Source organism: Enterococcus sp. HMSC072F02, assembly GCF_001837725.1.
GTDB classification, from domain to species: Bacteria; Bacillota; Bacilli; order Lactobacillales; family Enterococcaceae; genus Enterococcus_B; species Enterococcus_B lactis.
This window is the reverse complement of the sequence record NZ_KV833959.1, coordinates 42,257-54,684: the sequence shown is the minus strand read 5'-3', so window position 1 is coordinate 54,684 and position 12,428 is coordinate 42,257. Positions and strand designations below refer to the sequence as shown.

Genomic DNA, 12,428 nt, shown 5'->3' with positions numbered 1-12,428 from the left:
TTCTCATGTTTGATGAATATTGTGACTTGTGATCGAGGAGTTGGCAGGAGACCACCGTTTATTCGGAAGAAGGGACTGTGACAAGATTTTTGTCACAGTCCCTTTAACCTTAGTATATTTTTCTCTACTTGAATGGAAAAATTATAAGATTGGAGAAAACAATCGAGAAATTTGTTGTTTGAATAACAGCCAGTTAGACATTTCCTTCACTGTTTCAGTTGTCATTGGTGAACAATGTGTCTCATCTTCTTTGAACTGAGTAGCAAGCTCTTCTAAAAACTCAGGATCGTAAATGACAGCACTTGTTTCAAAATTCAATCGGTAGCTACGAATATCTTGATTTGCTGAACCTACCATGCAGATTTCATCATCCATTATTAATGTTTTTGCATGGAGGAAGCCATTCTCATAGACAAGGATCTGTACATTTTCCTTGATGAGCTGACGAGCATAATATTGTGTTGCTCGATAAATAAAAGGATGATCCGGTTTATTGGGGATCATGATTTTCACATCGACACCAGAAGCAGTTGCGATTTTCAAAGCAGCAATGACACTTTCATCAGGAACGAGGTAAGGTGTCTGTATCCAAACACGTTTTTTAGCAGAAGTAATCAATTTGATAAACGAAAGCTTGATTTGTTCTCGTTCGTTATTTGGTCCGCTTGAGACAAGCTGGATGGACGTATCAGCAAGTTTGGATTCATCTCGATCGGCTTTTTTAAAGAAATAATTCAAATGATAGCCGACCTTTTTTTCTTCAGGCACTGAAACGTTCCAGTCTGTTAAAAAACGAAGTTGAAGCAAAGAAGAAGCGGCACCGAAAATTCGTATATGCGTATCACGCCAATAACCGAATTTTTTTGTCGTATTTACATATTGATTGGCAATATTGAAACCACCGGTGTAACTGATCTTTCCATCGATCACAACGATTTTTCGGTGATCATGGTAATTCAATCGGAAACGAAGCAATGCTTTTTGCGAGGTAACAAATGTATGGACATGTCCACCATTTTTGATTAGACGATTGAAATCTTTTGCTTTTGTGCCATGGGAGCCAAATGCATCATATAATATACGAACTTCTACGCCTTCTGCGGCTTTTTCTTCTAAAACGCGTAAGACTTGCTGACCGATATTATCTGTCACAAATGCGTAATATTCGATATGGATCGAATGTTTGGCTTTTTTTAGATCTTGAAGCAGTGAATCTAATTTCTTTTGTCCGTCTGTGAGAAGAGTGACAGAATTCATTCTTGTCAGCGGCATACGATTTAATGAAGAGAAGAAGTCGACAAATTGTTGTTTGTCTTTGTCGCCCATGTCAGGATCGTAATGTTCAATGGTATCTCCTCTAAAAGACTGAAAGTTTTCTAATTCTTTCAAGTCACTTTGTCGGAGATAGAATTTTTTCTTATCCGTTAATCCACGTCCGAAAAATAAATATAATACAAAACCCACCCCAGGAAGGGCAAACAATACTAAGAGCCATGCCCAAATAGCTGCTACATCTCGGGGTTTAATCAAGATCGCCACTAAAGCAATAAGTGCATTCAATAGATAAAGGGCGGATATAATACTAGATACCACAAAAATGTTCCTCCTTACATACAATAACATTAGTATAGCATGATAGAAGAAAGAAGCCTACCAAGGTGAATATACTTTTCACTCTTTTCATGAAAATGTAGGTAAATCGGGCTAAAGTAGTTGCTTTTTGTAGTTTAATAAGGTAGGATATTAGTACAGTTGAATATCTCCTTAGGGGAGTAACCGGCAACATTTTGTTGCGATAATATCAACAGTAAGTTAACCAAATGGTTTTCTGGTATTGTATGAAATGGTGAGACCTAAGACAAATGCGCATTTGTCTTAGGTCTCTTTTTTTTCAGACAGGACTAGGACCGAGATCAAAAAATGGGGGATGAAATTTGGAAAACAAGGAACAAGCACAACAAGCGGTCTATAAAGAAACGATCGATTCGTTGATGCAGCAAACGCAGAGCTCAACCGATGGATTGAGCACCACGCAAGCGAAGGAAAAATTAGAAAGAGATGGCTTGAACCAGCTAAAAGAAAAGCCGAAGAAGCCAACTTGGAAATTGTTCTTAGAAACCTTCAAAGATGCAATGGTTATCGTATTGCTGATTGTCGCACTTATTCAGATGGTCATGGGAGATTACATCGAATTCTTAGTTATTTTTGCAGTGTTGATGTTGAATTCTATCATCAGTGTTGTCCAAACAAAAAAAGCAGAAAGTTCTTTAGAGGCATTGAAAAATCTTTCAGCACCTGATGCTCGAGTGATTCGTGACGGTAAAGAAAAAACGATTCCGGCAAACGAACTTGTCGTAGGGGATATCGTGTTGTTAGACGCAGGCGATTATGTACCTGCTGATGGACGATTACTGGATGCAGGTTCATTAAAAGTAGATGAAGGCATGCTGACAGGAGAGTCGACTTCCGCAGAAAAAGAAGTAATGGATATCACAAGTACTGTTCCAATCGGTGATCGTACGAATATGGTATTCAGTGGAACAATCGTAACTTACGGACGCGGTAAATTCTTAGTGACTTCAACTGGGAACAATACGGAGATCGGACAAGTTGCTGGTCTTTTGGAATCAACAACTGAGCAAGTCACTCCGTTACAACGAGGTCTGGATAAATTCAGTAAAAAACTAAGTCTGGCTATTTTGGCATTATCTCTATTGATTTTAGGTATCCAATTGTTCCGTATTTATCTTGGAGAAGGTACAGGAGATATGACTGCAGATATCGTGAGTGCAGTGATGTTTGCCGTAGCCGTAGCCGTAGCTGCTATTCCAGAAGCATTACAGTCTATCGTAACAATCGTGTTATCTTTGGGAACGAATAAAATGGCGAAACGTCATGCCATTATCCGAAAACTTCCAGCAGTTGAGACACTTGGCTCGACAAGTATCATCTGTACAGATAAAACTGGTACATTGACACAAAACAAAATGACAGTTGTTGACTACTTTTTAGGGAATGGCGATACTGGAGATTTCACAAACGATCCTTCAAAGTGGACAGCTGACGAACGCCGTTTGATTGAAATCAGTGTCTTAGCGAATGATGCATCGATCAGTGAAGACGGTACTAAATTGGGCGATCCCACGGAAGTAGCGTTTATCGATTTTAGTGAAAAACTAAACCAGCCTTATCAGGAAATTCGAAACAACTACCCAAGACAAGCAGAACTTCCTTTTGACTCAGATCGAAAATTGATGTCTACTGGACACACGATCGATAACGAAAATTACTTATTTGTCAAAGGTGGACCAGATATCGTCTTCCAACGCAGTAAAAAAGTATTACTGAATGGCGAAGTTGTTCCGATGACGGATGAATTGATGAAAAAATTCCAAGAGCAAAATGAAGCTTTTTCAACACGCGCATTACGTGTACTAGCTTTTGCTTACCGTCCACTTGATAATTTTGATTTATCATTTGAAGATGAAGATGATTTGATCCTGGTTGGTTTGCTTGCTATGATCGATCCTCCACGTGCTGAAGTCACTCAAGCGGTGACAGAAGCAAGAAGTGCAGGAATCAAAACGATCATGATCACTGGTGATCACAAAACAACAGCTGTTGCTATCGCAAAACAAATCGGGATTTTTGAAGAAGGAAACTTAGCTCTGACTGGAACGGAATTAGATGAATTAACAGAAGATCAACTAAACGAAGTTTTAGAAAAAGTGACCGTTTATGCACGTGTTTCTCCTGAAAATAAAATCCGTATCGTTCGTGCTTGGCAAAATAAAGGTCATATCTCCGCTATGACAGGTGATGGCGTAAATGATGCACCAGCATTGAAACAAGCAGACATCGGGATTGCTATGGGAACTGGTACAGATGTGGCAAAAGATGCAGCAGCGATGGTATTGACGGATGATAACTTTGCTTCTATTGTCAGCGCAGTAGAAGTAGGACGTAACGTGTTTGATAATATCAAGAAAGCTATTTCTTATCTATTTGCCGGAAACTTAGGTGCGATCATTGCGATCATCTTTGCCTTAGTTGCTGACTGGTCCAATCCATTTACAGCATTACAACTGCTGTTCATCAATTTAGTCAATGACTCACTGCCAGCGATTGCATTAGGTACAGAAAAAGCAGAACCCGCTACGATGAACCGTCCGCCAAGAGATCCAAATTCAGGAATCTTTACGGACAAAACATTGATTTCTGTAACGTATCGTGGTGTACTGATTGGGATTGCTGTTATCTTCGCTCAATGGCTTGGCATGCAGCATTCACCTGAATTCGGTGTAGCTATGTCATTTTCAACATTGATTTGGTGTCGGACACTGCAAACATTCCCAGCACGTTCAAATACACAAACAGCTATCCAAGCAGGGTTCTTCTCTAACAGAAGTGTCTTACTAGCTGTAGTTGTATGTAGCGCGCTTTACTGCTTAACAATGATCCCAGGACTGAAAGAAGTCTTCTCTATCCCATCAGCATTTGGATTGACAGAAGTCTTTACATGTATGGGAATCGCTCTTGTGACAATCATCTTGATGGAAATCACGAAATTGATCATTGTACGAGTACAAGGAAATAAATAAAACGAATCAAGGAGGTAGTGACAGAAGTGGTCAGCTTCAAGAAATAAGAAGGAATGTACGAAAATTGCTTCTCAAATTTTTGTGGCATTTCGGCTTATTTCTGAAGAAGTTACTTCAGGAACACCGTGTATCAGAGGTTGTGAAATCAGCGTCCTGACCTGAGTATTAGAGAAACAAACGGAAAAATAGTTCCTCATATTTTGCCGTTTGTTGAGCTAATGCCGAGGGTCAGCTGATTGAACACCGTTTATTCGGAATAAGGGACTGTGACACGACGTTTGTCACAGTCCTTTTTTATTTATAATAGACGGAAAGTAAAACATTTTTTTATTCATCAAAAGAGATATAATAGATGAAAGAGGAGAACAATTTATTCTGAAAAGTGAAAACATCTAACAAAAATCAAAAAGTAAGAGGGATTCAAATGAATGAAAAAGAATGGGATGATTTTGCGGAAGAATATTATGAAATCCAGCAAGAATCACAAACAACTATTGCAGAAGATGTAAGAGAATATCTGAAGTCGGAGAAAGTCCTGCCTGCTGAAATAGTAGCAGATGTTGCCGGAGGATCTGGCAGATTTATTTCTTTAGCAAAAGAAGTTAATCACTACGATTTGATCGATTTTTCTTCAGGAATGCTAGCAAATGCAAAAAAAGAAGCAGAGAAAATTGACTTGTCAAATGTTTCCTTTATCAAACGATCATTAGAAGAATTTATCCAATCCAGTGAGACATATGAAGTGGTTTTTACAGCAGCGAACCCAGCTTTGACACATCCCAATCAATTAGAAAAACTGATGAAAAAGGCAAGCAAATGGTGCGTGATAATGAGAGTAGTGGAATCAATCGATGATATTTTTTATCCTATCGAAAAGCAACTAGGAATGATAGAAGAAGATCCTAATACAACCCCATTTATCATGGATCAATTTGAATCATATTTAATTGATAAAGGAATCAAAGTAAAGAAAAACGATTTTACTTATTTTGCACAGGAATCAATTACTGAAGAGTGGATGAAGATGTACTATGAAGATTACGCAAAAGATCCTGTTGTGACTAGATATATTCGCAAACTATTCAGTGAAAAACAAGAAATCATCAGTACGACTAGGTTGACCTATCGATTGCTTCTCTGGTCCAAGGACAAAAAAAGATTCCCCCACATTTCGTGAAGGGATCTTTTTTATGCGTTTATTATATTTTGTAATAACGAATATCATTTTCAATTTTTGTAATCGAGAAAGGTACGTCTGATGTATATTCTGCGCTTTCTCCATGTTCAGGAAGCGATTCGCTGAAAATCATTTCATATTCGTCAACAGAGATTCGTTTTCGAGAATCCAGCATCTCTTGATGAGATTGTGCGAAGAGATATTCTTGATAGTTCTCCTCCAGATAACCTGTAAAAAATTCACTTACTGCACCAGAACCGTAGCTGAATAAACCAATGCGGTCTCCTGGCTGCAATGATTTCGAATTTTCCAGTAGAGAAGTTAGTCCAAGGTATAATGAACCAGTGTAAAGATTACCGATTCGTCGGCTGTAACGAATGCTTTCTTCATAGCGAGCCAGTAGCCGTTCTTGATTTCCTTCATCTGTTTGGTCTAATACGCTTTGCAATGCTTTTTTTCCCATCTTCGTATATGGGATATGGAAAGCAATCGCTTGATAATCTTCGAGTCCTCGACCCGATAATTCTTTATGTCGATTCCAAACTTTTTGGAACGATTCAATATACGTAGAATTAGACAAAGGTCCATCGACAACAGGAAATTCACTGTAATCTGGACGCCAGAAATCATAGATATCTTCTGTCAGAAATACGCTGTCGTCTTCGATCGATAAAATACGCGGATTTTGAGTGATCATCATCGCAACAGCACCGACACCTTGCGTCACTTCCCCCCCGCTTGCCAAGCCGTAACGAGCAATATCACTTGCTATGACTAGTACTTTTCGTTCTGGATGATTTTTGACATATTCTTTTGCCATGTGCAAAGCTGCGGTGCCACCGTAGCAAGCTTCTTTTACTTCAAAAGAACGAGCAAAAGATTGGATTTTTAGTAAATGGTGGATAATTACCGCACTCGCTTTTGAATGGTCAATTCCGGATTCTGTTCCGACGATGACCATGTCGATTCGCTCACGGTCTTTTTCTGTCACTATCTTGCTGGCAGCATTTGCCCCTAGTGTAATGATATCTTCATTCGCACGATTGACTGCCATCTGGTCTTGACCAATACCGATATGATATTTTGCAGGGTCATCTCCACGGCTTTCTGCTAAATCTGTCATATCTAAATATAAATTAGGAATAAAAAAGGAAAGACGATCAATCCCTATTTTCATTTCAACACCTCTTTACTCATGATAAAAAACTTACTTTACTAAAGTATCATAAAAAGATTAAAAGAAATATAAAAAAGCGAATATTTAAGGATTGTTAAAATTTAATCTTAGAAAAAAACAACTGGAACAAGAGCTATTTGTTTTTATAGCAAAGAATGGTATATTTTTGTAGGAGGTGGCTTACTTGAAAGAAGTCGTAATGATAGATGCTGCAAGAACGCCAATAGGAAAGTATCGCGGAAGTTTAAGTTCATTTACTGCAGTTGAATTAGGCACACTTGTGACCAAAGAATTATTAGATAAAACAAAACTGAAAAAAGATAAAATAGATCAAGTAATATTTGGAAATGTCCTGCAGGCTGGTAATGGTCAAAATGTTGCTAGACAAATTGCTTTGAACAGCGGTATCCCAGTGGATGTCCCTGCAATGACAATCAATGAAGTTTGTGGATCTGGTATGAAAGCAGTGATTTTAGCACGCCAGCTGATCCAATTAGGTGAAGCAGAGCTTGTGGTAGCCGGCGGAACAGAGAGTATGTCACAAGCACCTATGCTGAAACCCTATCAGTCAGAAACAAATGAATATGGCGAACCAATTTCCAGTATGGTCAATGACGGATTGACTGACGCATTTTCAAATACACATATGGGATTAACCGCAGAGAATGTGGCAACTCAATTTTCTGTGAGCAGAGAAGAGCAGGATCGTTATGCCTTGGCATCCCAGTTGAAAGCAGCTCAAGCTGTTGAAGCTGGCGTATTTTCTGAGGAGATCATTCCGGTCAAGATTTCTGCTGAAGACGTGTTATCTGAGGATGAAGCAGTTCGTGGAAATAGTACATTGGAAAAATTGGGTACATTACGTACAGTATTCTCGGAAGAAGGAACAGTAACAGCAGGCAATGCTTCTCCATTGAATGACGGCGCCTCAGTGGTGATCCTTGCATCCAAAGAATACGCAGAGAATAATAATCTGCCTTATTTGGCAACCATCAAAGAAGTAGCGGAAGTTGGTATTGATCCAAGCATCATGGGAATCGCTCCAATCACAGCCATTCAAAAATTGACAGATAAAGCAGGAATAGCTTTACCAACGATCGATCTTTTTGAAATCAATGAAGCATTTGCGGCTTCATCTATTGTGGTCAATCGAGAACTACAGTTAGATGAAGAAAAGGTCAATATCTATGGAGGAGCAATCGCATTAGGACATCCAATTGGGGCAAGCGGTGCACGGATTTTGACCACGTTAGCTTACGGATTGCTTCGTGAGCAGAAGAGATACGGTGTTGCTTCATTATGTATTGGCGGAGGTTTAGGCTTGGCAGTCTTGTTAGAAGCGAATACGGAGCAAACACGTGAGGATTGGCAAAAAAAAAAGTTCTATCAGCTCACGCCATCTGAACGGCGCAGTCAATTAGTCGAAAAAGGTGTATTGACACAGGAAAATGCACTGATTTTTGAGGAACAAACACTTTCTGAAGAGCTCTCAGATCACATGATTGAAAACCAAGTGAGCGAAGTGGAGATCCCAATGGGCATTGCACAAAATTTCCAAATCAATGGCAAGAAAAAATGGATCCCGATGGCTACAGAAGAACCATCTGTTATTGCAGCTGCAAGCAATGGCGCAAAAATCTGTGGAGATATCTGTGCAGAAACACCTCAACGGCTGATGCGTGGACAAATCGTTCTATCAGGAAAATCGGAGTATCAAGCAGTGATCGATGCAGTGAATCATCGAAAAGAAGAACTGATTCTTTGTGCAAATGAAAGCTATCCTTCCATCGTGAAACGCGGGGGCGGTGTTCAAGATATCTCTACACGGGAATTTATGGGAAGTTTCCATGCCTACCTATCTATTGATTTTTTAGTGGATGTAAAAGATGCAATGGGTGCCAACATGATCAACTCGATTCTTGAGAGTGTAGCAGACAAATTACGGGGATGGTTCCCTGAGGAAGAGATTCTATTCAGTATTTTAAGTAATTTTGCTACAGAATCGTTGGCTTCTGCCTGTTGTGAAATTCCCTTTGAACGCTTAGGGAGAAGCAAAGAAATTGGTGAACAAATCGCTAAAAAAATCCAACAAGCAGGGGAGTATGCGAAGCTGGATCCTTATCGTGCAGCGACGCATAATAAAGGAATCATGAATGGTATAGAAGCTGTAGTAGCAGCTACAGGAAATGATACACGTGCGGTAAGTGCTTCGATCCATGCCTATGCGGCAAGAAACGGATTATACCAAGGATTAACAGACTGGCAGATTAAAGAAAATAAACTAGTTGGGAAGTTAACGGTACCTTTGGCTGTGGCCACAGTAGGCGGAGCTTCTAATATCTTGCCAAAAGCTAAAGTATCCTTAGCTATGCTAGATGTTGATTCAGCCAAGGAACTAGCACAAGTAATGGCTGCTGTAGGGTTAGCTCAAAATCTTGCTGCTTTGCGAGCATTAGTTACAGAAGGAATCCAAAAAGGACACATGGGGCTTCAAGCTCGTTCATTAGCGATCTCAATTGGGGCAGTTGGTGAGGAAATCGAGCAAGTTGCGCAAAAATTACGTGAAGCAGAAAAGATGAATCAGCAGACAGCTATACAACTATTGGAAAAAATCCGGGAAAAATAAAAGAACAATACCTTTAGAGGAATAAAGCAAGATTTGCAGTTATTTTAGTTACTGTAGATCTTGTCTTTTTTTCTTTTACGAGAAAAATGTGTTCATTGTTAAAATATATTTCTAGCTATAATTAGGTGTGCGCACAAAATAGAAAAGAATGGAGAACTTATGAATAAGAAAAAATTTACTGTACTATTGTGTATTTGTTTCGGTTTATTTTTACTAGGATATAAAACACCAATGTCTTATGCACATATAAATGGTGGAGATTGGTCGGCACGTACATATAATCGGTATTGGATGAGTGAATTAAATGATAATGTACGTCTTTCAGAATTATCTATTCCAGGGACCCATAATTCAGCAACAGGAACGTTCTCAGGTATAGCAAGTGGATACGTAAAGACACAAAGTATCGATATCCGCAAGCAGCTTGACAATGGAATACGTTTTTTAGATATACGTGCGCGTGCTATTGATGGTGCTTTTACGATGCATCACGACAGGTACTATCTAAACCGGAATTTCGGTGATGTACTTAATAAAACAGTGGCCTTTCTTCGTGACAATCCTGGAGAAGTAGTCTATATGAGATTGAAACAAGAATACAGTAGTGTAAATGACCATACATTCAACCATATTCTTAATACAAGATATTTACAAGATAGTCGTTGGAGAGATTACTTTTATTATGGAAATGCTAATCCGACTCTTAGAGAGACACGAGGAAAAATCGTCATTTTTTGTAATTTCTTGGGAAATAATGTCGGAATCCCTTATCCGTCAAGTTTTGATATACAAGACTATTGGAATCCAGTGAATCCAAATGATAAACGGTGGGCCGTCGAGCAACAATTCGACAAGGCACACCAAAGCAGAGGAATAAATGGTGTCAAATATATCAATTATCTAAGTGCAAATGGATTTTGGAATGGTGTATGGGGATACGCAGATGTAATCAATCATTTTTCTTTTTACCGGATAATAAATAGAAATATCAAACATACGGGAATCGTACCTATCGACTATCCAAGTGAGTGGCTCGTTAATTCCATCATCGATATCAATCATCGTTTATTGAAAGACCGTGAAAGCAAAGGGAAATACGATGGATATATCACTTCTATCCAATGTGAAGCAGATACCTCAAAAGTTGTGGATTGGAATCAAGGAAATAACAGAGGAATCATTTACCATAACGCTGGGAGTAGAAATCAAAAGTGGTACTTAGATTATGATGTTGCGAGTAAAGCATACATATTGCGAAGTCAACGTAACAGGGATCATGTGTTAGCAGAAAATAGTTCTTTTGGTATAGATGTAACGAACCAGCCAAGTATACAAAATCGTGCAAGATGGCGATTGTTATCGTCTGGGCTAGAGCATATGCTAGGAGATGTGTATTATTTGCAAAATGTTCATAGTAACCGAATACTAGAAGTAAGAGATGGCGTATACAACAATAATCAAGAATTGATTACTGCGCCAGTCGCTTATATACAAAGACAACGATTTGTGATCCATAGAGAAGATTGATAAAGAAAATCAATCATAGCGAATTCATTAATTGTTGATCATTAGTTATTTATTCAACGGAACGAAATAATAAAAAATACTATATGACTATAAAGAAACCGCTTGGCATTTGTTTAACCTACCAAGCGGTTTCTTATTCAACCAACGGATTAACTTCAACAGTTTCTACAGTTGAATGTTTCTATCTTTCCGCAATCGCTGTCGCTGCAAATTGTTCAATTAAAGGAATCAAAGCCAATTTGACTTTGTATTTTCGTTCAAGTGCTTTTTCGATGGCAAATTCATTTTCAGCAGTCATAGAAATAGTTGCTAACTTACGAGGTTCATCGGCATTTTTTTCATAAATAACTACTTCTTGTTCATTTTGTTCTGTGTAAAATTTAGGATACTCAGCAACAGCTTTTGAAAAATCAGCAAAACTTAAAGCGGCATTCGTATCAGTTGAGCGTGTATTTTCAGTTGTGTCCGCTTTTGGTTCTTCCACTTTTTCTTCTGGCACACTGACTGTTTCTTCTGTCACTGGTGTTGCAACGGCTTGTGCAGTTGGTTCATCGTTTTTCAAACGTTGATCATTCCAGTAAGATACGATCTCAATAAGAAGATTGTCACGGAATCGTTCGAAAATACCGTTTTCTCCTGAACGGATCCGCTTTAATACAGTATTGAAATTATCATCGATAGGCACATTGATTCGTGTATCTTCATTTGTTTTTCCAGCTAATCCGATCGTTAAGATTTGACGGTTTTTGGGATCAAGCATGACTTGTAATGGCAAACCATAACGTCTCAAGCTTTCATCTTCTAGAGAACGGAATAACTGTCCTCTTACACCATCCAATGAAGGACGGAATTGATTTAATAATTTTTGTTTCTGTTTTTTCTTCATATGTTCTCTCCTTCGCTCATACCCTTTCGATTATAAGAAAAAAAAAGCCAAATGAAAAGGAGTAATGCAAAAAAACTTGCGTATACGCAAATTACAACAGAAAAATTTGCTTATTTTTCCATTTTTTGAAAGAAAAATAAAAAAATGGAACAGGTTATGTGGATAGATAACCTGTTCCAATCTTTTTATTTTTTCGGTATCAAGGCAAAAATAGGTAACTCAGGTGAATAAATGACTTCATGTTCGTGCCAAGTTGTGACCATTAGTGAATGATTGAACCGTTTTTTCAGCTCTTCGATGATTTGATCATGTGTCCAGTTTCTTGCAGGGAAATGTTGGATCTTCTCTGCATCGATCAAAAAGACAAAATCGGAATGAAAAGTCTGAATGACGTCTTCCGAGAGAGAATTCAAGCGTTCGATTGGATCCATAAA

General features: G+C 38.6%; 8 protein-coding genes. 4 read left to right on the top strand and 4 right to left on the bottom strand.

Annotated elements, in window-relative coordinates; genetic code table 11:
* Window positions 1-141 precede the first annotated feature (141 nt).
* Window positions 142-1,623: a cardiolipin synthase gene (gene cls, locus HMPREF2731_RS08015; protein WP_002316152.1), complete on the bottom strand. Its 1,482-nt coding sequence runs from the start codon at window positions 1,621-1,623 to the stop codon at window positions 142-144.
* 311 nt (window positions 1,624-1,934) lie between these two features.
* Here cls and HMPREF2731_RS08010 point away from each other — a divergent pair, with 311 nt between their 5' ends.
* On the top strand, window positions 1,935-4,601 hold the full coding sequence (locus HMPREF2731_RS08010) for a cation-translocating P-type ATPase (RefSeq protein ID WP_002316153.1): 2,667 nt from the start codon (window positions 1,935-1,937) through the stop codon (window positions 4,599-4,601).
* A gap of 424 nt (window positions 4,602-5,025) precedes the next feature.
* On the top strand, window positions 5,026-5,778 hold the full coding sequence (locus tag HMPREF2731_RS08005; RefSeq protein WP_002320671.1) for a class I SAM-dependent methyltransferase: 753 nt from the start codon (window positions 5,026-5,028) through the stop codon (window positions 5,776-5,778).
* A gap of 22 nt (window positions 5,779-5,800) precedes the next feature.
* Here HMPREF2731_RS08005 and HMPREF2731_RS08000 read toward each other — a convergent pair whose 3' ends face one another.
* Window positions 5,801-6,955: a hydroxymethylglutaryl-CoA synthase gene (locus tag HMPREF2731_RS08000; RefSeq protein WP_002309630.1), complete on the bottom strand. Its 1,155-nt coding sequence runs from the start codon at window positions 6,953-6,955 to the stop codon at window positions 5,801-5,803.
* A 184-nt stretch (window positions 6,956-7,139) separates the two neighbouring features.
* Here HMPREF2731_RS08000 and HMPREF2731_RS14405 point away from each other — a divergent pair, with 184 nt between their 5' ends.
* Window positions 7,140-9,581: a hydroxymethylglutaryl-CoA reductase, degradative gene (locus HMPREF2731_RS14405; RefSeq protein ID WP_002320673.1), complete on the top strand. Its 2,442-nt coding sequence runs from the start codon at window positions 7,140-7,142 to the stop codon at window positions 9,579-9,581.
* A gap of 159 nt (window positions 9,582-9,740) precedes the next feature.
* Window positions 9,741-11,108, top strand: a complete 1,368-nt coding sequence (locus HMPREF2731_RS07985; protein ID WP_002313896.1) for a phosphatidylinositol-specific phospholipase C — start codon at window positions 9,741-9,743, stop codon at window positions 11,106-11,108.
* A 181-nt stretch (window positions 11,109-11,289) separates the two neighbouring features.
* On the opposite strand, the gene HMPREF2731_RS07980 is transcribed toward HMPREF2731_RS07985, so the two are convergent.
* Both HMPREF2731_RS07980 and HMPREF2731_RS07975 read right to left on the bottom strand, forming a co-directional pair.
* Window positions 11,290-11,994 carry a hypothetical protein gene (locus HMPREF2731_RS07980; RefSeq protein ID WP_002313895.1) on the bottom strand — a complete coding sequence of 235 codons (705 nt, stop codon included), beginning with the start codon at window positions 11,992-11,994 and terminating at the stop codon, window positions 11,290-11,292.
* Between the two features lie 185 nt (window positions 11,995-12,179).
* Window positions 12,180-12,425 (bottom strand): hypothetical protein, encoded by a 246-nt coding sequence (locus tag HMPREF2731_RS07975; protein ID WP_002309626.1) that lies wholly within the window; start codon window positions 12,423-12,425, stop codon window positions 12,180-12,182.
* Window positions 12,426-12,428 lie beyond the last annotated feature (3 nt).

Bases quoted from the DNA above. Each gene is read 5' to 3' on its own strand.
- cls (WP_002316152.1), bottom strand. From the start codon at position 1,623: ATGTTATTGTATGTAAGGAGGAACATTTTTGTGGTATCTAGTATTATA.
- HMPREF2731_RS08005 (WP_002320671.1), top strand. From the start codon at position 5,026: ATGAATGAAAAAGAATGGGATGATTTTGCGGAAGAATATTATGAAATC.
- HMPREF2731_RS08000 (WP_002309630.1), bottom strand. From the start codon at position 6,955: ATGAAAATAGGGATTGATCGTCTTTCCTTTTTTATTCCTAATTTATAT.
- HMPREF2731_RS07985 (WP_002313896.1), top strand. From the start codon at position 9,741: ATGAATAAGAAAAAATTTACTGTACTATTGTGTATTTGTTTCGGTTTA.
- HMPREF2731_RS07980 (WP_002313895.1), bottom strand. From the start codon at position 11,994: ATGAAGAAAAAACAGAAACAAAAATTATTAAATCAATTCCGTCCTTCA.
- HMPREF2731_RS07975 (WP_002309626.1), bottom strand. From the start codon at position 12,425: ATGGATCCAATCGAACGCTTGAATTCTCTCTCGGAAGACGTCATTCAG.